We start from the raw sequence: 22225 nt of genomic DNA, 5'->3' as shown, positions 1-22225 counted from the left end.
CTCAACAGCCCTGCCCGGAACGGCTGTTGCGGGACGCCGCCCGCTCCTGACAGCCTGGTCCCCGAGCCGGCCCGCCCGAGGGCCGGCCGGACCCCGGGGGACCGTCATGACCTTCAGAACCGCCGCCGTAGCCGTCACCGCCGCCATCGCCCTGACCGCGCTGGGCGCGGGCCCCGCCTTCGCGGACAACCACGTGGCCGTCGTGCCGCAGGGCCAGGACGGGGCCTTCGAGCACGTGGCCCCACGGACCCTGGTGGTCGGCGACCTCGCCACGAACTAGGGACTCTCGGGGCCCCAGTTGTTGGGGCAGGCGGCCGGGGTGGCCGGGGCGGGGCCGTAGGCGTAGGCCACGAAGTCCTTGAGCTCCGGGCCCCAGTAGGGCCAGGAGTGGTCTCCGGCGCCCCGGCAGTAGCGGTGGCTGACGGCCCGGTCCTTCAGGTCCTGGTGCAGGGCCGCGGTCATGGCGCCGATCTCCTGCTCGCCGGTGCCGCCCACACCGCCCGCGTACAGGGCCGTCTTCCCGCCGTACGAGGCGTACTTGCCGTCGAGCGCCAGATTGACCGGGTTCTGCCCCGGCCAGGTGCTCGGCGGCCCGAAGACCGTGGCCATCCGGTACGCGGTGTCGCCGGTCACCCGGAACTTCCCGTCGAACAGGCCCGTCCACAGGATCGACGCCCCCACCTGCCAGGTGGAGTTGGTGATGATGCTCTGCGCTCCCGGGTCGTAGATGTCCGTACCGGGCGAGAGGGCGCCGACCGCGGAGAACAGGTCCGGGTGGCGGCCGGCGTAGCGCAGGGCGCCGTAGCCGCCCATCGAGACGCCCGCGATCGCCCGCCCGGAGGCCGCCTTCACGGTGTTGAAGTTGGCGTCGATCCACGGGACCAGCTGGTTGACGTGGAAGGTCTCCCACTGCGGGGCGAAGAAGCCGTCCGTGTGGCCTGGCCAGTCGCTGTACCAGCCGGCCTTGCCACCCTCCGGCATCACGACGATGCCCTTGAAGGCGGAGTCCTTCAGGCTCGCGGTGACGTTGCCCTCGTCGGTCTTCGACCACTGCTCGACGTCGCCCGAGCCGCCGTGCAGGAGGTACAGCACGGGGTAGGGGTGCGCCGGGTCGCGCCGGTAGTCCTCCGGCAGCAGGATCCGCACCCGCACCGGCACCTGGACCGGACTGATCGACGGGGTGCCGCCGTGCGCGGCGAAGATCGCGGAGGTGGTCACGGAGGCGTCGCCCATGCGCTCGCTCTGGCCGGCGGCCGCGGACCAGGTCCGCAGGGTCAGCCCGGCGGCGTTGGGCGCGGGCAGCGAGGGCAGCACGGACGCGGCGCCCACGGGGGCCGCGGGCGCCGCGATCACGAGCGCGGCGGCGGTGGCGAGCAGCGCCGCGGCGCGGCGCAGCGGGAGAATGGGGCCCCCGAATCCACAACCGGGACGCGCGTCGGCGGCGTCAGATTGGTATAGGAGACCGCCCGAGGGCTGCGGGGTCGGCGAGGGCTTGCGCGTGGTGGACTTCTTCGGCGACGGCGTGGCGCTCGGCTCCTCCGCGCCCGGTGACGACGTGTCCGGTTCCGGTGCAGGATCGTTCCCGCTCGGGCCCGGATCGCTCGGCGCCGTGACCGGGTCCCCCGCGGTCGGGGTCGTCGAGGCGCCCGGCCCCTGGGTCGGCGGGGGCGTCTCGTCGGAGCTCATCGCCAGCGCGACCACCGCACCCAGCACCACCACCGTCAGCGCCCCGGCCGCGGCCAGGAGCAGCGGCTTGCGGCTGGGCCGCGGCTTCGGCCGGGGCGCCGGCCGCGGCGCTTCGGCCGGTTCCGGCGTGAGCGGGAAGGCGTCCTCGAAGACCTCGGCCAGCGTCGTGGGCGAGACCGAGCCCGCGGGCACCACCGCCGGCACCACCGTGGTGACCGCTTCCGGGCCCGACGGGTCGGCGGGGGCCGGCACGAGCCCGGGAACCACCGGGGACACGGGAGCCACCGGGGTCACAGCGGACACCAGGGGCGCAGGGGCCACCGGAGGCACGGGGGCCGCCGGGGCCTTCGTGGTCTTCGTGGTCTTCGGCGCGGCGGGAGTCAGCGGCGACACCGGAGGCAGCGCGGCCACCGGGAGCACCGTGGTCGGGCCGGTCAGGGCCGCCAGTCCGCTCCCCGCGGCGCCGGCCGCAGCCGGGGCCGGCGGGGCCAGCCGCAGCGGCGGCGAGACGTGCACTCCGGCCGCCTCCCGGTCGGTCACCAGGGCCAGGGCCCGGCGGCCCGCCACGGTGCCCCGCTTGTCGGCCAGCGCGCCGCGCAGCCCGATCGAGGCCTCCAGCTCGGCCCGCGCCCGGTCGATGCGGCCCTCGCACAGGGCCAGTACGCCCAGTTCGTGGTGGAAGTACGCCTGTTCGGCGACCTCCCCGGCCTTGCGCGCGGCCTCCGCGCCCGCGCGCAGCACCCGCTCCCACGCCTCCCAGTGCAGCGAGGCCGCGAACGCCGGGGCAGCCGTCCGGGCCAGCAGGACGGCCGCCACCACGTCCGCGCCGGCGAGCGCGGCGAGTATCGCGTCCGCCTCGGCCGCGACGCGCTCCGGGGTCACCGAGGTGTGTCCGGTCCACCAGGCGTAGTGCCGGGCGGCCGTACGGGCCTCCTCGGCCGCGGTGTCCCCGTACCCGACCTCCTCCAGCTGCCGCGCGACCCCGGCGGCGAGCCGGTAGCGCGTGCCGACGGGGGTCAGCAGGCCGCAGTCGAGCAGTTCCCCGACGGCCGTGTCGGCGTGCGTGTCCCCGACCAGCGCCGGCAGGTGCGCGTGGTGCGGCAGCTCCCCGCCCAGCGCGCAGGCGATCCGCAGCGCGGCCCGCCCGGACTCGCTGACCCGCGAGGCCAGCAGTTCCGCCGGAGCGGCGCCCTCGGCCAGGGTCGGCAGCGGCACGAAGACGGTGTCGCGGGGCCGTTCCTCGAAGACGCCGGGCTCCTCGTCCTCGTCCTCGGCGCCGGCCCGGTTCAGCTCGTCGCGCCGGCGCAGCAGCGCCGCGGCCTGGACGAAGCGCAGCGGCAGCCCTTCGGAGGCGAAGCGCAGGTCGGCCGCCCAGGCGGTCTCCGCCTCGTCGAGGACCCGGCCGGTGCCCGCTTCGAGCAGGGCCACGCAGTCGGTGCGGCTCAGTCCGCCGAGGAAGACCTCTTCGAGGTGCGAGTCCTCGGAGGGGGCCCGGGTGTCGGGGGTGGCGGCCAGCAGGTAGGCGCACTCCGGCGTGGCCCGCAGCAGTTCGTCGAGGGCGGGGCCGCCCATGTCGAGGTCGTCGAGGAGGACGACGGCGCCGATCTCCCGCACCCGGGCGAGGAGCCGGTCGCGGTCGGGGCGTTCGGCCGTGGCCTCGCAGACGGTGGCGTACAGCGCGTGGAGGAGTTCGCCGGGCTGCTGGTGCCCGTATCCGCTGAGCCGGACGACCCCGTCGGGGGCGATGTCCGCGCAGTCGTCGGCGATGGCGTCGAGCAGGGCGGTGCGCCCGGATCCGGGCGGTCCGGTCAGCCGTACGGAGCGGCCGCGGGCCAGGAGGCGTACGAGGCGCTCGCGCTCCTCCTCGCGGCCCAGCAGCAGCCGTCCGGCCGGGGCCCCCGGCGGTACGGGCGGGCGCGCCGCGGCGGCTCTGGAGGCCCGGGCGGCGGGTGTGCGCCGGGCGGGGACGGGGTCGCTCTCGCCGCCGGGGCGGTGGGTCGGCTCGATCTCGCTGCCGTCGACGGGGTTCACCGTGAGGGTGAAGTCCCCGGTGGTCAGCGTCACCACTCGTGCGGGCTGCTGAGCCGGATCGGCCTGCCCTTGTGTGCGGTCCATGACCAAGTCCCCCGATCGCGCCGTGCGCCGTCGTATCGCCCGGCCTTCGCACACGCCGCTGTCGCTACTGGTCCGGTTTCCGCCCGAACCCTAGACCGTGCCCGGCGGCGCGGGAACCGCCGGGGTGCCTTCACCACCGGACCGTTACGTTTCCGCAGGAAATGTCGCGGGAGATTCCGGCCGGATCAGACCCGCGGCAGGGATTCCGCTTCCAGGCCGCCCTCGATCGCGAGGATCCGGTGCAGCCGGGTGGCGACGAGCAGCCGCTGCATCTGCGGCGGCACCCCGCGCAGGACGAGCCGCCGGCCGGTCCGGCCGGCCCGGCGGTGTGCTCCCATGATCACGCCGAGGCCGGTCGCGTCCCAGGAGTCGAGCCCGGTGAGGTCCAGCACGAGGTCCCCGTGGCCGTTGTCGAGGGCGGAGTGCAGGGCCGTACGGGCGTCCGCCGCGCTGCGCACGTCGAGGCGGCCCCCGACAGCGAGTTCGGCGTGGTCGCCCCTGATGTGCATGTGTGCTCCCGGCAGTGCGGTACTGCGTGCGTATGGTCCGACTGGTCCGTGGTCGGCAACTCTCACTTCAACTGACTGCCCCAGGGGCAGGGAAGTTGCCGACCGTGAGCGAACCGATACCAAATTCACCCTTTGGGGTGCCGGCGTTCGAACTGGTGGTCAGTGCTTGTAGAAGCCCTGGCCGCTCTTGCGGCCGAGGTCGCCGGCGTCCACCATGCGGCGCATCAGCTCCGGCGGCGCGAACTTCTCGTCCTGCGTCTCGGTGTAGATGTTGCCGGTGGCGTGCAGCAGGATGTCGACGCCGGTGAGGTCGGCGGTGGCCAGCGGGCCCATCGCGTGCCCGAAGCCGAGCTTGCAGGCGATGTCGATGTCCTCGGCGGAGGCTACGCCCGATTCGTACAGCTTCGCGGCTTCGACGACCAGGGCCGAAATGAGACGGGTCGTCACGAAACCGGCGACATCGCGGTTGACGACGATGCAGGTCTTGCCGACGGACTCGGCGAACGCCCTCGTGGTGGCGAGGGTTTCGTCGCTCGTCTTGTAGCCGCGCACGAGCTCGCACAGCTGCATCATCGGGACGGGCGAGAAGAAGTGCGCGCCGACGACCCGCTCCGGACGCTCCGTCACGGCCGCGATCTTGGTGATCGGGATGGCGGAGGTGTTGGAGGCGAGGATCGCGTCTTCGCGCACGAGCTTGTCGAGCGCGCGGAAGATCTCGTGCTTGATCTCGAGCTTCTCGAAGACGGCCTCGACGACGATGTCGGCGTCGGAGACCGCTTCGAGCTCGGTGGTCGTCGTGATCCGGGCGAGGGCCGCCTCCGCGTCCTCGGCGGTCAGCTTGCCCTTGGAGACGAACCTGTCGTACGAGGCCTTGATCCCGTCGGTCCCGCGGGTCAGAGCGGCATCGGTGACATCGCGCAGCACGACGTCCCATCCCGCCTGAGCGGAGACCTGCGCGATTCCGGAACCCATCAGTCCGGCACCGATGACGGCGAGCTTCCCAGCCACTGCACACCCCACGCTTTCGAATACGGCACAGCCTCGTTCGTTCTCCGGCGGAGACTAGCGCCCGGGAAGGGCGGAGTGACCGCGAAGTAACACGCGTCACGTCTCAGATGACGGACATCACACCGGGACGGCCCAGCAGTGCGCCGGAGGGCCGCAGTTGGCCCGCACTACGCTGGCGGCATGGTGAACCTCACGCGCATCTACACCCGCACCGGCGACAAGGGCACGACCGCCCTCGGCGACATGAGCCGTACGGCCAAGACCGATCTGCGGATCTCCGCCTACGCCGACGCCAACGAGGCCAACGCGGCCATCGGGACGGCGATCGCACTCGGCTCGCTGCCCGCCGACGTCGTGAAGGTCCTGGTCCGGGTGCAGAACGACCTCTTCGACGTCGGCGCCGACCTCTGCACCCCGGTCGTGGAGAACCCGGAGTATCCGCCGCTGCGCGTCGAGCAGTTCTACATCGACAAGCTGGAGGCGGACTGCGACTCCTTCAACGAGCAGCTGGAGAAGCTCCGCAGCTTCATCCTCCCCGGCGGCACCCCCGGCGCCGCCCTCCTCCACCAGGCCTGCACGGTGGTCCGCCGCGCCGAGCGCTCCACCTGGGCCGCGCTGGAGGCGCACGCCGAGGTGATGAACCCGCTGACGGCCACCTACCTCAACCGCCTCTCCGACCTCCTGTTCATCCTGGCCCGTACGGCCAACAAGGAGGTCGGGGACGTCCTGTGGGTCCCGGGCGGGGACCGCTAGCGACTGCTGTCCCGGGTGCTTTCCCGGCTGCTGTCCCGGGTGCTTTCCCGGCGGGCGGCCTCCAGGGGGGCCTTCGCCGGCGCCCGCTTCGGCCACACCGTGTACGCGACGGCGATCAGCGCGTGGATGCCGGTCATCCGCAGCCCCGTGAGCTGCCACCCGCGCAGCGGGCCGGTGTCCGCCGCGCCGCCGACGTACCAGATCGCGGCCTGCAGCAGTCCGGCCGCGACGGCGGCGGCGAGGAGGGTCCGGGCGACCAGCTTCCACTCGTGGACGGCCCGCGCCCAGCCGTACCCGGCGCCGACCGGCTTCGGGCCCCCGGCCAGGCGGTACGCCGCGTGGCCGTCGAGCCAGCGCACCGTGTAGTGCCCGTAGGCCACGGTGTAGCCGATGTACAGCGCGGCGAGCCCGTGCTTCCAGTCCGGCTCGGCGCCGCCGCGCAGGTCCACGGCGGTGGCCGCGAGCAGCACCAGTTCCAGCAGCGGCTCGCACAGCAGGACGGCCGCGCCGGTCTTCGGCATCTTCGCGAGGTAGCGCAGGGCCAGGCCGCCGGTCAGCAGGACCCAGAAGCCGACTTCGCAGACGATGATCAGGGTGACGAGCACGGGACTCTCCGTTCCTGCGGTGGGGGGACGTCTCCAGCTTCCCGCCCGGTCGGCGCCGATTCCTCGTCACCGGTGACGAAAGGCGCGGGAGCCGCACTGCACCTTTCGATGTAGCGCTCCTCGGCCCCGATGGCGATGCCCGGCCCCGCCTCACCCTGTTGGATGGGACCGTGACCCCGAAGATCCCGCCCCCGCACCGTGACGACGTCCTGCTCGCGGTGGCCAGCGTGGCTGCCGGCCTGGTCCTGTGGTCGCTCGGGGTGCACAGCTCCGCCACCCGGGACCTGCTCCCCGCCTGGGCCGCGCTCGTCCCCCTCTTCGCCCTCGGCGCGATGGAGCTGCTGCGCCGCAGCGCGCCCCGGCTGACCCTCGCCGTCGGCACCGCCGGACTGATCGCCGACCAGTTCACCGTGGGGAATCTGGCCACCGTCCTGATCTTCACGGACCTGATGTACGCGGCCGTCGTCTACGGCAAACCCGCCATGGCCCGCCGTCTCCCGGTGACCACCGGCCTGATCACCGTGGCCGTCACCATCGCCTCCGTAGCCTGGCTGCGCACCCCGCAGGCCCTGCTGATCGGCGTGGTCACCGGCATCGTGAGCTTCGGTCCGGCGCTGACCGGCGCCACCCTGCGCAACCACCGCGAGGCCGCGGTCGCCGCCCGGCTGCGCGCCGAGCAGACCGCGCTGCTGGCCGAGATGGACCGGTCGCAGGCGGTCGTCGCCGAGCGCGCCCGGATGGCCCGCGAACTGCACGACATGGTGGCCAACCACCTCTCCGCGATCGCCATCCACTCCACCGCCGCGCTCTCCATCGACTCCCCCGCCACCAGCCGCGAGGCCCTCGGGGTGATCCGGGAGAACAGCGTCCAAGGACTGGCCGAAATGCGCCGGCTGATCGGGCTGCTGCGGGACGCGGGCGCGGAGCAGGAGGCGGCCGCCACGCCGTCGCTCGACGGGCTGGAGGTCCTGCTGGGGCAGGCCCGCGTCAACGGCGCCGCGAGCGACCTGGACTTCGTGCTCCTGGACGACCGGCCGCCCGGGGAGCCGCTGCCGGCCCCCGTGGAGCTGGCGGCGTACCGGATCGTCCAGGAATCGCTGACGAACGCCCTCAAACACGCCGCCCCGGGCACGGTCCGGGTCCGGGTCTGCCTGGACGGCGCGGAGGGCGGGGTGCTGAGCGTCCGCGTGGACTCCCCGTACGGGGAGCGCCCCGGCCCCCGCGCGCCGGGGTCCGGGGCGGGGCTGATCGGCATGCGGGAGCGGGCGGAGCTGCTCGGCGGGGAGTTCCGGGCGGGGCGCGAGGAGTCGGTGTGGCGGGTGCGGGCCACGCTGCCCGCACGGGAGAGGGCGGTGCGGACGTGACGACGGTCAGGGTAGTGGTGGCGGAGGACCAGGGCGCGGTGCGGTCCGGGCTGGTCCTGATCCTGCGCAGCGCGGGCGACATCGAGGTGGTGGGCGAGGCGGCCGACGGGGAGGAGGCGGTGCGCCTGGCCCGGGAGCTGCGGCCGGACCTGGTGCTCATGGACGTGCAGATGCCGCGCCTGGACGGGGTCTCGGCGACCCGCCAGGTGGTCGCGGAGGGCCTGGCCGACGTCCTCGTCCTGACCACGTTCGACCTGGACGAGTACGTCTTCGGGGCGCTGCGCGCGGGCGCGGCCGGCTTCCTGCTGAAGGACGCGGACGCGGCGGAGCTGATCACGGCGGTACGGACGGTCGCGCGCGGGGAGGGCCTGATCGCGCCGGCGGTGACCCGGCGGCTGATCGCGGAGTTCGCGGCTCCGCGGCCCGTACGGGTGCCCGTGCCGGCGGCGGTGGAGTCACTGACCCGGCGCGAGCGGGAAGTGCTGGGGTGCCTGGGCGAGGGCTTGTCGAACGCGGAGATCGCGGTGCGCCTGGAGATGGCGGAGGCCACGGCGAAGACGCACGTCAGCAGGCTCCTGGCGAAGCTGGAGCTTCGCAGCCGGGTCCAAGCAGCGGTGTTGGCACAGGAGTTGGGGCTCTAGCGGGAATCCGGCCGGAAACGACTCCCCGGGTTTTCCGTAAGGTCTGGACCTCTTGACGGTTGGTCCAGACCTTTCTACTCTCACGCACAACTGTGGTGAGCGTGTCATGACAAAAAGTCATGCGGCGCGCTCACGGGCGGCGCAGGTCCCACCCCCATGCCGCGGCCGTCCCCACGGCCGCGGCGGACCTCGGAGGAGCACCCTTGAGCACAGCACCCCCACGACGCGCACCACTGCTTCGAAGAGTCGCGGCCGCCCTGGCCGTCCTCACCCTGCCCCTCGCCGGACTCGTGGCCGTCGCCGGCCCCGCCGCGGCAGCCGCCTCGGCGACGGCGACGTACACCAAGGTCTCCGACTGGGGCTCCGGCTTCGAGGGCAAGTGGACGGTGAAGAACACCGGCACGACCACCCTCAGCAGCTGGACCGTGGAGTGGGACTACCCGTCCGGCACCGCCGTCACCTCCGCCTGGGACGCCACCGTCACCAGCTCCGGCACCCACTGGACCGGAAAGAACGTTGGCTGGAACGGCACCCTCGCCCCGGGCGCCACCATCAGCTTCGGCTTCAACGGCACCGGCGGCGGCGCCCCCAGCGGCTGCAAGGTCAACGGCGGCAGCTGTGACGGCGGCACCACCCCCACCGACAATCCGCCCAGCGCCCCCGGCACCCCCACGGCCAGCGGCGTCACCGACACCTCCGTGACCCTCGGCTGGGCCGCGGCCACCGACGACAAGGGCGTCAAGAACTACGACGTCTACCGCGGCGGCGCCAAGGTCGCCACCGTCACGTCCCCCTCGTACACCGACTCGGGCCTGACCAAGGGCACGACGTACGGCTACACGGTCACCGCCCGCGACACCATCGACCAGACCGGTCCCTCCTCCGGTTCCGTCTCGGTGACCACCACCGGCACCACCACCCCGCCCGACCCGGACCCCGGCAACCCCGGCGCCGCGGTCAAGCTCGGCTACTTCACGAACTGGGGCGTCTACCAGCGCAACTACCACGTGAAGAACCTGGTCACCTCCGGCACCGCCGCGAAGATCACGCACATCAACTACGCCTTCGGCAACGTCCAGGGCGGCAAGTGCACGATCGGTGACGCCTACGCCGACTACCAGAAGACCTACGACGCCTCCTCCAGCGTCTCCGGCACCGCCGACACCTGGGACCAGCCGGTCGCGGGCAACTTCAACCAGCTGCGCCAGCTGAAGAAGAAGTACCCGAACATCAAGGTCCTGTACTCCTTCGGCGGCTGGACCTGGTCCGGCGGCTTCGGCCAGGCCGCGGCCAACCCGGCCGCCTTCGCCCAGTCCTGCTACGACCTGGTCGAGGACCCGCGCTGGGCCGACGTGTTCGACGGCATCGACATCGACTGGGAGTACCCGAACGCGTGCGGCCTGACCTGCGACACCAGCGGGGCCGCCTCCCTGAAGAACGTGCTCTCGGCGCTGCGCGCGAAGTTCGGCGGCAGCAACCTGGTCACCGCGGCGATCTCCGCCGACGGCTCCAACGGCGGCAAGCTCGACGTCGCGGACTACGCGGGCGCCGCACAGCACGTCGACTTCTACAACGTCATGACGTACGACTTCTTCGGCGCGTGGGCGGCGCAGGGCCCGACGGCCCCGCACTCCCCGCTCACCTCGTACACCGGCATCCCGATCGCCGGGTTCAACTCCGAGGCCGCGATCACCAAGCTCAAGGGCAAGGGCATCGCCGGCTCCAAGCTCAACCTCGGCATCGGCTTCTACGGCCGGGGCTGGACCGGCGTCACCCAGGCCACGCCCGGCGGCACCGCCACCGGACCGGCCCCGGGCACCTACGAGCAGGGCATCGAGGACTACAAGGTCCTCAAGAACAGCTGCCCCTCGACCGGCACCATCGCCGGCACGGCGTACGCCAAGTGCGGCAGCAACTGGTGGAGCTACGACACCCCCGCCACCATCGCCGGGAAGATGAGCTGGGTGAAGCAGCAGGGCCTCAAGGGCGCCTTCTACTGGGAGTTCAGCGGCGACACCGGCAACGGCGAGCTGGCCACCGCGGTCCACACCGGCCTTCAGTAAGCCCCGCGCGCACGGCTTCTGAACGACGCCCGGTGAAAAGACGAAGCCGGGGAGAGGGGTCCGCCCCCCTCTCCCCGGCTTCTCCACGTTCCGCGGGTCGTACGCGCCCTCAGGCGACGTTCACCCGCTGCCCGGGCGGAGCCGCCTCGAGCCAGGCCAGGAAACCGGTCAGCGCGTCATCGCTCATCGCCAGCTCCAGCCGGGTGCCGCGGTGGACGCAGCCGAGTACGACGGCGTCGGAGAGCAGGGCCAGCTCCTCCTCGCCCTCGGGCGCACGGCGGGCGATGACCTCGATGGAGGACCGCTCCAGCAGCCGGCGCGGCCGCGGGGAGTAGCTGAAGACGCGGAACCAGTCGATGCGGTCACCGCTGTAGCGGGCGACCCCGTACACCCAGCCCTTGCCGGAGACGTCGGGCTCCTCGGCCACGCCCCAGCGCAGGCTGCAGTCGAAGGTGCCGCCGGAGCGCTGGATCAGCCTGCGGCGCAGTCCGAAGACAAACAGCCCGACCACCACCAGGGCCACTACGGACAGGCCGCTCACAAGCAGAGCGAGGAGCATCTTTCACCGACCTCCTCGCTCATCGAAAACCTCAACCGACGGAGCTCCTACCAGACGGAGTCTGGGGGCGACCTGCATCGCCTCAGCCGCGACCCGGTCCGAAAAGTTCCGGAACAGGCCGCGGCTGAGGTTTGAAACTCTTACCGGTACCGGGGCTCAGCGCCCCGAAACCGCGCGCAGCCGGACATCGGCGCGACGCTCGGAGACCGAATCGGTCTCCGCCTTCGCGCGCTCCAGTGCCCGCTCCGCCCGCTCGACATCGATCTCGTCGGCAAGCTCGGCGATCTCGGCCAGCAGGGACAGCTTGTTGTCCGCGAACGAGATGAAACCGCCGTGCACCGCGGCGACGACAGTGTCGCCCCCGCTGGTGCGGATGGTCACCGGGCCCGATTCCAGCACACCGAGAAGCGGCTGGTGACCGGGCATGACGCCGATGTCGCCGGACGTGGTGCGGGCGACAACCAGGGTGGCCTCGCCGGACCAGACACTCCGGTCCGCCGCGACCAGCTCGACGTGCAGCTCAGCAGCCAAGGTGGCTCCTCGGGTCACCACCCGGCGGGAAAGCCGGGTGTTGGGTCAAATTCTAATGGGCGTGGGGAGAGGGACGGGACACACCCGCCCCTCTCCGTCAATCAGCTGTGCTCAAACGCGAGCCCGGCTTTAGGAGACGCCCAGCTCCTTGGCGTTGGCCTTGAGGTCCTCAATGCCACCGCACAGGAAGAACGCCTGCTCGGGGAAGTGGTCGTAGTCTCCGTCGCAGATCGCGTTGAAGGCGACGATGGACTCCTCGAGCGGAACGTCCGAACCGTCCACGCCGGTGAACTGCTTGGCGACGTGGGTGTTCTGCGACAGGAAGCGCTCGACACGACGGGCACGGTGGACAACGAGCTTGTCCTCCTCGCCCAGCTCGTCGATACCGAGGATCGCGATGATGTCCTGGAGGTCCTTGTACTTCTGCAGGATCCCCTTGACGCGCATCGCCGTGGCGTAGTGGTCCGCCGCGATGTACCGCGGGTCGAGGATGCGGGACGTCGAGTCCAGCGGGTCCACGGCCGGGTAGATGCCCTTCTCGGAGATCGGACGGGAAAGAACCGTCGTCGCGTCGAGGTGGGCGAAGGTGGTGGCCGGCGCCGGGTCGGTCAGGTCGTCCGCGGGGACGTAGATCGCCTGCATCGAGGTGATCGAGTGACCGCGGGTCGAGGTGATGCGCTCCTGCAGCAGACCCATCTCGTCAGCCAGGTTCGGCTGGTAACCCACGGCGGACGGCATGCGGCCCAGAAGGGTCGACACCTCCGAACCGGCCTGGGTGTAACGGAAGATGTTGTCGATGAAGAAGAGCACGTCCTGCTTCTGAACATCGCGGAAGTACTCCGCCATGGTCAGACCGGCCAGCGCGACGCGAAGACGGGTGCCCGGGGGCTCGTCCATCTGACCGAAGACAAGCGCCGTCTTGTCGATGACGCCGGACTCGGCCATCTCCTCGATGAGGTCGTTGCCCTCACGGGTACGCTCACCGACGCCCGCGAAGACCGACACACCATCGTGGTTGTTGGCCACGCGGTAGATCATTTCCTGGATCAGAACGGTCTTGCCGACACCGGCACCACCGAACAGACCGATCTTTCCACCCTTGACGTACGGGGTGAGAAGGTCGATGACCTTGACGCCGGTCTCGAACATCTCCGTCTTCGACTCGAGCTCGTCGAAGCGGGGCGCCTTGCGGTGGATCGGCCAGCGCTCGGTGACGTTGGCGTTCTCCTCCGGGTAGTTCAGCACCTCACCGAGGGTGTTGAACACCTTGCCCTTGGTGAAGTCACCGACGGGGACGGTGATGCCCTCGCCCGTGTTGATCACCGTGGCCTGGCGGACCAGACCGTCGGTGGGCTGCATGGAGATGGTGCGGACCAGGCCGTCACCCAGGTGCTGGGCGACTTCCAGGGTCAGCGTCTTCAGCTCGCCGTCCTGGGCCGGGTCGGCCACCTGGACCTTCAGCGCGTTGTAGATCTCGGGCATCGCGTCGACGGGGAACTCCACGTCGACGACCGGGCCGATGACCCGGGCGACGCGGCCCGTGGCGGCGGCCGTCTCAACAGTGGTCGTCATTACTTGTCACTCCCCGCGGTCGCGTCTGCCATGGCGCTGGCGCCACCGACGATCTCGCTGATTTCCTGGGTGATTTCGGCCTGGCGGGCCGCGTTGGCAAGCCGGGAGAGACTCTTGATGAGATCCCCGGCGTTGTCGGTAGCCGACTTCATCGCGCGGCGGCGGGCGGCGTGCTCGGAAGCGGCCGACTGCAGCAGTGCGTTGTAGATGCGGCTCTCGACGTAGCGCGGCAGAAGGGCGTCGAGGACGTCCTCCGCCGACGGCTCGAAGTCGAACAGCGGAAGGATCTCGCCCTTCGCGCCGCTCTCCTCCGCAGCCTGGTCGAGGCTGAGCGGCAGCATCCGGCCGTCCACCGCGTTCTGCGTCATCATCGACACGAATTCCGTGTAGACGATGTGCAGCTCGTCGACGCCACCCTCGGCCGTAACCGTCTGGATGGCCTCGATCAGCGGCGCCGCGACGCGCTTGGCGTCGGCGTAGGCCGGGCTGTCGGTGAAGCCGGTCCACGACTCCGCGACCTTGCGCTCGCGGAACCCGTAGTAGGCGACACCCTTACGGCCGACGATGTACGTGTCGACCTCCTTGCCCTCGCCGCGCAGCCGCTCGGTGAGCCGCTCCGCCTGCTTGATGGCGTTCGAGGAGTAGCCGCCGGCCAGACCGCGGTCGCTCGTGATGAGCAGGACCGCGGCACGCACCGGTGCCTCGACCTCGGTCGTCAGGGCGTGCTTGGTGTTCGAACCGGTCGCCACCGCGGTCACCGCACGGGTGAGCTCGGTCGCGTACGGCATCGATGCCGCCACCTTGCGCTGTGCCTTGACGATGCGCGAGGCGGCGATCATTTCCATCGCCTTGGTGATCTTCTTGGTCGCCGTGACGGCACGGATACGACGCTTGTAGACCCGGAGCTGCGCTCCCATGAGTCAGCTTCCTTCCGTCGTCACTTGGAGACGTTGACGGCCGGCGCGTCCTCGCCCAGCAGCTTGCCGTCCGAGGTCTCGAACCCACGCTTGAAGTCAGCGATGGCGTCAGCGATGGAGGTAAGGGTGTCGTCCGACATCTTGCCGCCGTCCGCGATGGAGGTGAGGAGGTCCTTGCGCGAGACGCGCAGGTGCTCCAGCAGCTCCGACTCGAAGCGACGGATGTCGTTGACCGGGACCTCGTCCATCTTGCCGGTGGTACCGGCCCAGACGGAGATGACCTGCTCCTCGACGGGCATCGGCTGGTACTGGCCCTGCTTCAGCAGCTCGACCAGACGCTTGCCGCGCTCCAGCGAGGACTTCGACGCGGCGTCCAGGTCGGAACCGAAGGCGGCGAACGCCTCCAGCTCGCGGTACTGGGCTAGGTCCAGGCGCAGACGGCCGGAAACCTGCTTCATGGCCTTGTGCTGGGCCGAGCCACCGACGCGGGAGACCGAGATACCGACGTTCAGCGCCGGGCGCTGGCCCGCGTTGAACAGGTCGGACTCAAGGAAGCACTGGCCGTCGGTGATGGAGATGACGTTGGTCGGGATGAACGCCGACACGTCGTTCGCCTTGGTCTCGACGATCGGCAGACCGGTCATCGAACCGGCGCCCATGTCGTCGGAGAGCTTCGCGCAGCGCTCCAGCAGACGGGAGTGCAAGTAGAAGACGTCGCCCGGGTAGGCCTCGCGGCCCGGCGGACGGCGCAGCAGCAGCGACACGGCGCGGTAGGCGTCGGCCTGCTTCGACAGGTCATCGAAGATGATCAGGACGTGCTTGCCGGCGTACATCCAGTGCTGGCCGATGGCCGAACCGGTGTACGGCGCCAGGTACTTGAAGCCGGCCGGGTCGGACGCCGGGGCGGCGACGATCGTCGTGTACTCGAGCGCGCCGGCGTCTTCCAGGGCGCCGCGAACGGACGCGATGGTCGAGCCCTTCTGGCCGATGGCGACGTAGATGCAGCGAACCTGCTTGTTCACGTCGCCCGAGCGCCAGTTGTCGCGCTGGTTGATGATCGTGTCGACGGCAAGAGCGGTCTTGCCGGTCTGACGGTCACCGATGATCAGCTGACGCTGACCACGGCCGACCGGCACCATCGCGTCGATGGCCTTGTAGCCGGTCTGCATCGGCTCGTGGACCGACTTGCGGACCATGACGCCGGGGGCCTGCAGCTCGAGGGCGCGGCGGCCCTCGGTTGCGATCTCGCCGAGGCCGTCGATCGGGTTGCCGAGCGGGTCGACAACGCGGCCGAGGTAACCCTCGCCGACGCCGACGGAGAGCACCTCACCGGTGCGCTGCACCGGCTGGCCCTCCTCGATACCGCTGAACTCGCCGAGGACGACCGCACCGATCTCGCGCTCGTCGAGGTTCAGGGCGAGACCAAGGGTTCCGTCCTCGAACTTCAGCAGCTCGTTCGCCATGGCGGAGGGCAGACCCTCCACCTTCGCGATGCCGTCGCCGGCAGCGCTGACCGTGCCGACCTCCTCGCGCGAGGCCGCGTCCGGCTGGTACGACTGGACGAAGTTCTCCAGTGCGTCCCGGATCTCCTCCGGCCGGATCGTGAGCTCCGCCATCTGGGTTCCCTGCTCTCCTTGTTGGGCCTGAAGCTTCTTTGGGGTCTGGGGGCGACCCCCAGGAATCTTCTGCAAGTTCTGCACGGCCCAACCGGGCCGCTAGGAATGCTTTGTTCTAGTTGGTGGCTGGTCAGCCGGCCATGCGACGGGACGCCTCTTCGATGCGGTCCGCGATGGTGCCGTCGATGACCTCGTCGCCCACCCGCACCGAGATCCCGCCGAGGACCGTCGGGTCCACGTCGAGGTTCAGGTGCATCGGGCGGCCGTAGAGCTTGGCCAGCACCGCGCCGAGACGCTGCTTCTGCACGTCGCTGAGCGGAACCGCACTGGTCACGGTGGCGACCCTGCGGCCACGGCGCTCGGCGGCGAGCGTGGAGAGGGATTCGAGTCCCGCTTCCAGGCTACGTCCACGCGGGTGCGTGACGAGACGCGTGACCAGACGCTCGGTGACGGCGTTCGCCTTGCCGCCGAGCAGGCTGCGCAGCAGCGTGCTCTTGGCGGAGACGCTCGCCGACCGGTCGGTCAGCGCGGCGCGCAGCTCGGTGCTCGAAGAGACGATCCGGCCGAACCGGAACAGCTCGTCCTCGACGTCGTCGAGGGAGCCGGCGCTCTCCGCCGCGGTGAGGTCGGCGGTGTCCGCCAGCCTCTCCAGCGAGTCCACCAGGTCACGGGAGCGCGACCAGCGGGACCGGACCATGCCGGACACCAGGTCGAGGGTTTCCCCGCCCACCTGGCCGCCGAGCAGACGACCGGCCAGCTCGGCCTTGGCCTCGCCGGACTGCGCCGGGTCGGTGATGACCCGACGCAGCGAGACCTCACGGTCGAGCAGCGCGGTGACGGCCGCCAGCTCGCCGGCGAGCTTCGTCGCGTCGACGGACGTGTTGTCCGTCAGCGCGTCGAGACGCTCGCGGGCGGTGGCCAGCGCGTCGCGGCTCGCTCCGTTCATCGGGCGGCCTCGGCCTTCTCCTCGAGCTCGCTGAGGAAGCGGTCGATCGTGCGGCTCTGCCGGGCGTGGTCCTCGAGGGACTCGCCGACGAGCTTTCCGGCCAGGTCGGTGGCGAGCTTGCCCACGTCCTGGCGGAGCGCCGAAGAGGCGGCCTTGCGGTCGGCCTCGATCTGGGCGTGACCGGCAGCGATGATCTCCTCACGCTGCCGCTGGCCCTCTGCGCGGAGTTCTTCCTTGAGCGCAGTGCCCTGCTCCAGGGCGTCCTGGCGCAGGCGAGCGGCCTCGTGCCGGGCTTCGGCGAGCTGGGCCTTGTACTGCTCCAGAACGCTCTGAGCCTCGGTCTGAGCGGCCTCAGCCTTTTCGATACCGCCTTCGATCGCCGCGTGGCGCTCGTCCAGAACCTTGTTGATGTTCGGGAGGAGCTTCTTCGCGAGGAAGCCGAAGACGATGACGAAGGCGATCAGACCGATGACGAGCTCGGGGATCGGCGGGAGGAGCGGGTTGCCCGGCTCCTCGGCCGCGAGAACCAGGAGGTTCACATCAGTGCCTTTCGTCGATTCGGACTAGTCGTGTTCGTCAGGCGTAGACGAACGGCATGACCAGACCGATGAGGGCGAGCGCCTCACAGAAGGCGAAGCCGAGGATCTGGTTGGCGCGGATCAGACCGGCAGCTTCGGGCTGACGGGCAAGAGCCTGGGTGCCGTTACCGAAGATGATGCCGACGCCGACGCCGGGGCCGATCGCCGCGAGGCCGTAGCCAACGGAGCTGAGGGAACCGGTGACGGCAGCAAGGGTCTGGGACATGCCAGTTCTTCCTTCTCTTTCATGGACCGGTGGGGGTTGGCCACCGGACGATTCGGGGGGTTTGCGGAGCGAACTCGCTCAGTGGTGCTCGGCGAGCGCGCCCTGCAGGAAGCTGCAGGCCAGGAGGACGAAGACGTACGCCTGGACAGCCTGGATGAAGAGTTCGAATGCGGTCATCACGATGACCATGACGAACGAGACGCCCGCGTACGCGATGCCGATCCCGTTCAGCAGGTACCAGCTGGCGATGGTGAACAGCAGCAGCAGCGTGTGACCGGCGAACATGTTGGCGAACAGTCGGACCGCGTGGGTGAAGGGGCGGACCAGGACGTTCGAGAAGAACTCGATCACCATGACCAGCGGCAGCACCGCGCCGAGGGACTTGTCGTAGCCGGTGATGTTCTTGAAGCCGCCGACGAAGCCGTGGCGCTTGAAGGTCACCGACATCCACATGACGTAGATGACGAGGGCGAGGCCGGCCGGGTACGCGATGACCGCGGTGATCGGGAACTGGGCGAGCGGCACGATCGACCACAGGTTCATGATCCAGACGAAGAAGAACGTCGCGACCATGAAGGGGACGTACTTCTCGCCTTCCTTCTTGCCGAGCGTCTCGTAGACGATGCCGCGGCGTACGAAGTCGTAGCCCGCCTCGGCGACCATCTGCAACTTGCCCGGGACGACCTTCGGCTTCCGGAACGCGGCCCAGAAGAAGCCGACGATGATGACCGAGCCCAGCAGGGCGAGCAGCATCGTCTTGTTGAAGTACAGGTTGGTGTCGGCGTCACCGAAGATCGGCTCGAACAGGAACGAGTACAGGGTCGGGCCCGGGAAGCCGCAGCCAGTGCCGTCTTCGAAATGACAGTTGATATCGAAGGCGAGCGTCATGTCAGCAGCACTCACCGCAGGGCTCCTTCAGCGTGGCGCATAGGTACGGCAACCTCGTTGTGTCGGCGCGGCGAGCAGCCGCGGTTCGGCACTGGACTGGTGTAACGGATGGTGGGGCGGCAGTCAGGCATCGAGCCTCGCGATGGAACAGGCGTCAGCTCAGATGCCCGCGCCCGCAGTGCCGCAGTTGGAACCGGACGATAGCAGCATCTCGAACGCACACTTATTCCGGCCCTACCCCTCACGACTTGGGCCCCGAATTCTCGGGCTTGTCGCCCTTCATCGAGTCCGGTTCGACGTAAAGGATCTTGGCCTTCATATGAGCACGCGCCTGTGCGCCGATCCACACGAGGGTGGTGGCGACGAGCGTGATCGCGAAGGCCTTGGGGTGGAACAGGGTGGTGTTCTTGAACACGGCGAGAAAGACGAAGAGCGCCAGGATCTGGGCCGTGTAGAGCATGAGCCCCATGGCCTGGAACAGGTGCGGCAGTGATTTCGCCGTGCGCTGCAGCACGAGGAACCCGATGCCCATGAACAGCATCACCACCACCGTCGCGACGACGGCGCCCACGGCCCCCTTGCCACCGGCCACCAGCCCACTGATGACGGCGGCGAGAGCGCCGGCGACAGCCGTGGGTACGGCGGTTTGCAGGAGGGATCGGACGTCATCTGACCGCATGGCGGTTTGCTCCGCGTGGTGGTGGGGGCACGGGACTCGTACGGGACGAGCGTAAGCCCGGTCCGAGTGAGGACCTCGGGCCAATGGACCGTCGCACTACGGTCCTTCGGCTCTGTCGCCGGGTTTAGTGAACGGTATCACAAAGTATTTGATGAGAGCTTTACTCATGGAGTGTGCCGACTGTCACACATGAGGGCTAACCCGCCCGTGTGTGCGCGACAGCGAGGCGGGTTGCCTGGTAAAGGGAGTTCATGTCCGACATGCGCTCATCGTGTCAGCGGGAGGACTCGGCCTTGCGCCGGTCGGGGAAGCGCGAACGGGGGCCTACCGCGGTCGCCCCGTTGACGCCCGCCACACCCGCCGCGATCGGCCTCACCGGCTCCGGCTCCACCGCGGAGGCGTCCAGCAGGGCCGCCTCGGCCGCCCGTTCCGCGTGCCGGTAGCGCGGCGGGACCAGCCGCTCCGCCCACCGCGGGGTCCGCGGGGTGAAGCGCGGCAGCAGGAGCAGGAGCAGGCCCACGGCGCTCAGCCCGGCGATCGCGAGGACGATCCACATCGAGGTGGAGTGCACCGAGTACGCCACGGCGCCGAAGGCGATCAGTCCTGACCAGAAGTACATGATGAGCACCGCGCGGCTGTGCGAATGCCCGAGCTCCAGCAGCCGGTGGTGCAGGTGCCCGCGGTCCGCCGCGAACGGCGACTGCCCCTTCCAGGTGCGCCGTACGACGGCCAGGACCAGGTCCGCCATCGGGATCGCGATGATCGTCAGGGGCAGGATCAGCGGGATGAAGACCGGCAGCATCGCGTGGGTCGCGTTGCGCTCGCCGCCCGCGAACAGCGCCATCGCGTCCGGGTCCACCTGCCCGGTGATGGAGATGGCGGCGGCGGCCAGCACCAGGCCGATGAGCATCGAGCCGGAGTCGCCCATGAAGATCCGGGCGGGGTGCATGTTGTGCGGCAGGAAGCCCAGGCACATGCCCATCAGGATGGCGGCGAAGAGCGTCGCGGGCGCGGCCGCCTCGATCCCGTAGCCGAACCAGATCCGGTACGCGTAGAGGAAGAAGGCACAGGTCGCGATGCAGACCATGCCGGCGGCCAGGCCGTCGAGGCCGTCCACGAAGTTCACCGCGTTGATGGTGATCACGACGAGGGCCACGGTGAGCAGGTTGCCCTGCCAGGGGGTGAGCGAGACCGATCCGACCCCCGGGACCGGGATCCACAGGATGGTCAGACCCTGCATGCACATCACGCCGGCGGAGATCATCTGCGCGCCGAGCTTGATCAGGGCGTCGAGCTCGAACTTGTCGTCGAGCACGCCGACCAGCCAGATCAGGGCCGCCCCGGAGAGCAGGGCGCGCGGCTCGTTCGACAGCTCGAAGACGCCGTTGAGGTTCTGCAGGTGGTCGGCGACCAGCAGCCCCGCGCACAGTCCGCCGAACATGGCGATGCCGCCGAGCCGCGGAGTGGGCTCGCGGTGCACGTCGCGGGCGCGGATCTCGGGCATCGCACCGACCGCGATCGCGAACTTCCGCACGGGCCCGGTGAGCAGGTAGGTCACCGCGACCGTGACGCAAAGCGTCAGCAGATATTCACGCACGGGCTGCCCCAGATGTATCGCCGGCCATCTCAGCCCCACACACTAGCTGCGATGTACTCGCTGTCGGGGACGCACGGGGGCGCTATCCCGGTTGCGGTACATCCTCCTTGTCCCTATTGAACCCCATACGGTGGAAAACCGATCACCAGCTCGTTGACTTCCCTGCGGATCTTCGCGGGCTCCCCGCCGGCCAGCGCGGCCGTGAACAGCTCCGCGATCCGGACCATCTGCGGCCCGCCCATGCCCTGCGTGGTCACTGCCGCGGTGCCGAGGCGGATCCCGCGCTGGTCCCCGTACGGAAGGGCGCAGGTGTCCAGCACGATCCCGGAGGCGGCGAGCCGGCCCCGGGCGGTGGGGCCGTCGAGGCCCAGCGGCGCGGGGTCCGCGGTGATCAGGTGCGTGTCCGTCCCGCCGGTCGTGATCGCGAAGCCGCGGGCGGCGAGCGCGTCGGCCAGGGTCCGGGCGTTGGCGACCACCCGGTGCGCGTACGAGGTGAAGGCCGGACCCGCCGCCTCGCCGAAGGCCACCGCCTTGGCGGCGATGGTGTGCATCTGGGCACCGCCCTGGGTGAAGGGGAACACCGCCCGGTCGATCCGCTCCGCGAACTCGGCCCCGCACAGGATCATCCCGCCGCGCGGGCCCCGGAGCACCTTGTGCGTGGTGGCGCAGACGACGTCGGCGTAGGGCACGGGGCTGGGCGCGGCCCCGCCGGCCACGAGACCGATGGGGTGGGCTGCGTCGGCGATGAGGAAGGCGCCGACCTCGTCGGCGATCTCCCGGAAGACGGAGTACTCGGGATGCCTCGGGTAGGAGATGGACCCGCACACGATGGCCTTGGGCCGGTGCGTGTGCGCGAGCTCCTGCACCTGGAGGTAGTCGATGAGCCCGGTCCCGGCGTCGACGCCGTAGCCGACGAAGTCGAACCAGCGCCCGGAGAAGTTCGCGGGCGACCCGTGGGTGAGGTGTCCCCCGGAGGGCAGCCCCATGGCCAGCACGGTGTCCCCGGGCCGCAGCAGGGCGGCGTAGGCCGCCAGCACGGCGGCCGATCCGGAGTGCGGCTGCACGTTGGCGTGCTCGGCCCCGAAGAGGGCGCTGGCCCGCTCGACGGCGATCCGCTCGGCGAGGTCCGCGTACTCGCAGCCGCCGTGGTGGCGGGCGCCGGGATAGCCCTCGGCGTACTTGTTGGCGAGCGCCGACCCGAGCGCGGTGAGCACGGCGGTCGAGGTGAAGTTCTCGGCGGCGATCAGCTGCAGGGACCCCGCCTGGCGCTGCGCCTCTCCGGCGAGCACGTCCGCCATCTGCGGGTCCTGCTGCCGCAGCAGGTCCGTGGGCTCGGTGATGACGCTCATGGCACGACTCCAGGGGGTACCGG

21 protein-coding genes are annotated in these 22225 nt (G+C 70.4%); 5 read left to right on the top strand and 16 right to left on the bottom strand.

Translation table 11 applies throughout. The features are described 5' to 3' along the window. The first annotated feature begins 106 nt into the window (after positions 1 to 106). The gene (locus DRB96_RS42850) at positions 107 to 280 is read left to right on the top strand and encodes a hypothetical protein (RefSeq protein ID WP_162688796.1); all 174 of its coding nucleotides are present in this window, start codon (positions 107 to 109) and stop codon (positions 278 to 280) included. Here DRB96_RS42850 and DRB96_RS46255 read toward each other — a convergent pair. The 3 genes from DRB96_RS46255 to DRB96_RS11935 all read right to left on the bottom strand — a co-directional run bounded on the left by DRB96_RS46255 (position 277) and on the right by DRB96_RS11935 (position 5318). Next, positions 277 to 3801, bottom strand: coding sequence for an alpha/beta fold hydrolase (locus DRB96_RS46255; RefSeq protein WP_162689061.1), 3525 nt, complete (start codon positions 3799 to 3801; stop codon positions 277 to 279). The genes DRB96_RS42850 and DRB96_RS46255 overlap by 4 nt on opposite strands. Positions 3802 to 3986: 185 nt before the next feature. After that, the gene (locus DRB96_RS11940) at positions 3987 to 4310 is read right to left on the bottom strand and encodes an STAS domain-containing protein (RefSeq protein WP_112448439.1); all 324 of its coding nucleotides are present in this window, start codon (positions 4308 to 4310) and stop codon (positions 3987 to 3989) included. Positions 4311 to 4469: 159 nt separating this feature from the next. Continuing rightward, positions 4470 to 5318, bottom strand: a complete 849-nt coding sequence (locus DRB96_RS11935) for a 3-hydroxyacyl-CoA dehydrogenase family protein (RefSeq protein WP_112448438.1) — start codon at positions 5316 to 5318, stop codon at positions 4470 to 4472. A gap of 180 nt (positions 5319 to 5498) precedes the next feature. Here DRB96_RS11935 and DRB96_RS11930 point away from each other — a divergent pair, with 180 nt between their 5' ends. Next, complete coding sequence (locus tag DRB96_RS11930) at positions 5499 to 6071, top strand: cob(I)yrinic acid a,c-diamide adenosyltransferase (RefSeq protein ID WP_112448437.1); 573 nt, start codon at positions 5499 to 5501, stop codon at positions 6069 to 6071. Here the strand turns inward: DRB96_RS11930 and DRB96_RS11925 are convergent. Further along, positions 6068 to 6676: a hypothetical protein gene (locus tag DRB96_RS11925; protein ID WP_112448436.1), complete on the bottom strand. Its 609-nt coding sequence runs from the start codon at positions 6674 to 6676 to the stop codon at positions 6068 to 6070. The genes DRB96_RS11930 and DRB96_RS11925 overlap by 4 nt on opposite strands. Positions 6677 to 6834: 158 nt before the next feature. Here DRB96_RS11925 and DRB96_RS11920 point away from each other — a divergent pair, with 158 nt between their 5' ends. From DRB96_RS11920 to DRB96_RS11910, 3 genes are all read left to right on the top strand, one after another. After that, positions 6835 to 8040 (top strand): histidine kinase, encoded by a 1206-nt coding sequence (locus tag DRB96_RS11920; protein WP_112448435.1) that lies wholly within the window; start codon positions 6835 to 6837, stop codon positions 8038 to 8040. Beyond that, entirely contained in the window at positions 8037 to 8681 is a 645-nt protein-coding gene (locus DRB96_RS11915; RefSeq protein WP_112453354.1) for a response regulator transcription factor, read from the top strand. Before DRB96_RS11920 ends, DRB96_RS11915 begins: the two co-directional genes overlap by 4 nt. Before the next feature lie 233 nt (positions 8682 to 8914). Continuing rightward, complete coding sequence (locus DRB96_RS11910; RefSeq protein WP_239516722.1) at positions 8915 to 10744, top strand: glycoside hydrolase family 18 chitinase; 1830 nt, start codon at positions 8915 to 8917, stop codon at positions 10742 to 10744. A 109-nt stretch (positions 10745 to 10853) separates the two neighbouring features. Here DRB96_RS11910 and DRB96_RS11905 read toward each other — a convergent pair whose 3' ends face one another. The 12 genes from DRB96_RS11905 to glyA form a co-directional block, all read right to left on the bottom strand. Further along, positions 10854 to 11303 (bottom strand): DUF2550 domain-containing protein, encoded by a 450-nt coding sequence (locus DRB96_RS11905; RefSeq protein ID WP_112448433.1) that lies wholly within the window; start codon positions 11301 to 11303, stop codon positions 10854 to 10856. Between the two features lie 156 nt (positions 11304 to 11459). After that, positions 11460 to 11834, bottom strand: coding sequence for a F0F1 ATP synthase subunit epsilon (locus DRB96_RS11900; RefSeq protein WP_112448432.1), 375 nt, complete (start codon positions 11832 to 11834; stop codon positions 11460 to 11462). Between the two features lie 129 nt (positions 11835 to 11963). Beyond that, the gene (atpD, locus tag DRB96_RS11895; RefSeq protein WP_112448431.1) at positions 11964 to 13406 is read right to left on the bottom strand and encodes a F0F1 ATP synthase subunit beta; all 1443 of its coding nucleotides are present in this window, start codon (positions 13404 to 13406) and stop codon (positions 11964 to 11966) included. Beyond that, positions 13406 to 14323: a F0F1 ATP synthase subunit gamma gene (locus DRB96_RS11890; protein WP_112448430.1), complete on the bottom strand. Its 918-nt coding sequence runs from the start codon at positions 14321 to 14323 to the stop codon at positions 13406 to 13408. The genes atpD and DRB96_RS11890 overlap by 1 nt, the downstream gene beginning before the upstream one ends. A gap of 20 nt (positions 14324 to 14343) precedes the next feature. Further along, on the bottom strand, positions 14344 to 15939 hold the full coding sequence (gene atpA, locus DRB96_RS11885; protein WP_112448429.1) for a F0F1 ATP synthase subunit alpha: 1596 nt from the start codon (positions 15937 to 15939) through the stop codon (positions 14344 to 14346). Between the two features lie 130 nt (positions 15940 to 16069). Then, positions 16070 to 16885, bottom strand: a complete 816-nt coding sequence (locus DRB96_RS11880; RefSeq protein WP_112448428.1) for a F0F1 ATP synthase subunit delta — start codon at positions 16883 to 16885, stop codon at positions 16070 to 16072. Then, positions 16882 to 17424: a F0F1 ATP synthase subunit B gene (locus DRB96_RS11875; RefSeq protein ID WP_112448427.1), complete on the bottom strand. Its 543-nt coding sequence runs from the start codon at positions 17422 to 17424 to the stop codon at positions 16882 to 16884. The genes DRB96_RS11880 and DRB96_RS11875 overlap by 4 nt, the downstream gene beginning before the upstream one ends. A 37-nt stretch (positions 17425 to 17461) precedes the next feature. Next, positions 17462 to 17689 carry an ATP synthase subunit C gene (locus DRB96_RS11870; protein WP_046776171.1) on the bottom strand — a complete coding sequence of 76 codons (228 nt, stop codon included), beginning with the start codon at positions 17687 to 17689 and terminating at the stop codon, positions 17462 to 17464. A gap of 78 nt (positions 17690 to 17767) precedes the next feature. Continuing rightward, the gene (gene atpB, locus DRB96_RS11865) at positions 17768 to 18577 is read right to left on the bottom strand and encodes a F0F1 ATP synthase subunit A (protein ID WP_112448426.1); all 810 of its coding nucleotides are present in this window, start codon (positions 18575 to 18577) and stop codon (positions 17768 to 17770) included. Positions 18578 to 18818: 241 nt separating this feature from the next. Continuing rightward, positions 18819 to 19256 (bottom strand): hypothetical protein, encoded by a 438-nt coding sequence (locus DRB96_RS11860; RefSeq protein ID WP_112448425.1) that lies wholly within the window; start codon positions 19254 to 19256, stop codon positions 18819 to 18821. A gap of 274 nt (positions 19257 to 19530) precedes the next feature. After that, positions 19531 to 20865: an MraY family glycosyltransferase gene (locus DRB96_RS11855; RefSeq protein ID WP_204358014.1), complete on the bottom strand. Its 1335-nt coding sequence runs from the start codon at positions 20863 to 20865 to the stop codon at positions 19531 to 19533. Positions 20866 to 20966: 101 nt separating this feature from the next. Beyond that, positions 20967 to 22202 carry a serine hydroxymethyltransferase gene (glyA, locus tag DRB96_RS11850; RefSeq protein WP_112448423.1) on the bottom strand — a complete coding sequence of 412 codons (1236 nt, stop codon included), beginning with the start codon at positions 22200 to 22202 and terminating at the stop codon, positions 20967 to 20969. Positions 22203 to 22225: the final 23 nt, after the last annotated feature.

Source organism: Streptomyces sp. ICC1, from assembly GCF_003287935.1.
Taxonomy (GTDB): domain Bacteria; phylum Actinomycetota; class Actinomycetes; order Streptomycetales; family Streptomycetaceae; genus Streptomyces; species Streptomyces tritrimontium.
Note: the sequence above shows the minus strand (reverse complement) of the source record. Positions and strands in the feature narration are given on the sequence as shown.

Excerpts from the sequence above, each read along its gene's own strand:
- DRB96_RS42850 (WP_162688796.1), top strand. The coding sequence starts at position 107 with ATGACCTTCAGAACCGCCGCCGTAGCCGTCACCGCCGCCATCGCCCTG.
- DRB96_RS46255 (WP_162689061.1), bottom strand. The coding sequence starts at position 3,801 with ATGGACCGCACACAAGGGCAGGCCGATCCGGCTCAGCAGCCCGCACGA.
- DRB96_RS11940 (WP_112448439.1), bottom strand. The coding sequence starts at position 4,310 with ATGCACATCAGGGGCGACCACGCCGAACTCGCTGTCGGGGGCCGCCTC.
- DRB96_RS11930 (WP_112448437.1), top strand. The coding sequence starts at position 5,499 with ATGGTGAACCTCACGCGCATCTACACCCGCACCGGCGACAAGGGCACG.
- DRB96_RS11905 (WP_112448433.1), bottom strand. The coding sequence starts at position 11,303 with ATGCTCCTCGCTCTGCTTGTGAGCGGCCTGTCCGTAGTGGCCCTGGTG.
- atpD (WP_112448431.1), bottom strand. The coding sequence starts at position 13,406 with ATGACGACCACTGTTGAGACGGCCGCCGCCACGGGCCGCGTCGCCCGG.
- DRB96_RS11890 (WP_112448430.1), bottom strand. The coding sequence starts at position 14,323 with ATGGGAGCGCAGCTCCGGGTCTACAAGCGTCGTATCCGTGCCGTCACG.
- atpA (WP_112448429.1), bottom strand. The coding sequence starts at position 15,939 with ATGGCGGAGCTCACGATCCGGCCGGAGGAGATCCGGGACGCACTGGAG.
- DRB96_RS11880 (WP_112448428.1), bottom strand. The coding sequence starts at position 16,885 with ATGAACGGAGCGAGCCGCGACGCGCTGGCCACCGCCCGCGAGCGTCTC.
- DRB96_RS11870 (WP_046776171.1), bottom strand. The coding sequence starts at position 17,689 with ATGTCCCAGACCCTTGCTGCCGTCACCGGTTCCCTCAGCTCCGTTGGC.
- atpB (WP_112448426.1), bottom strand. The coding sequence starts at position 18,577 with ATGACGCTCGCCTTCGATATCAACTGTCATTTCGAAGACGGCACTGGC.
- DRB96_RS11860 (WP_112448425.1), bottom strand. The coding sequence starts at position 19,256 with ATGCGGTCAGATGACGTCCGATCCCTCCTGCAAACCGCCGTACCCACG.
- glyA (WP_112448423.1), bottom strand. The coding sequence starts at position 22,202 with ATGAGCGTCATCACCGAGCCCACGGACCTGCTGCGGCAGCAGGACCCG.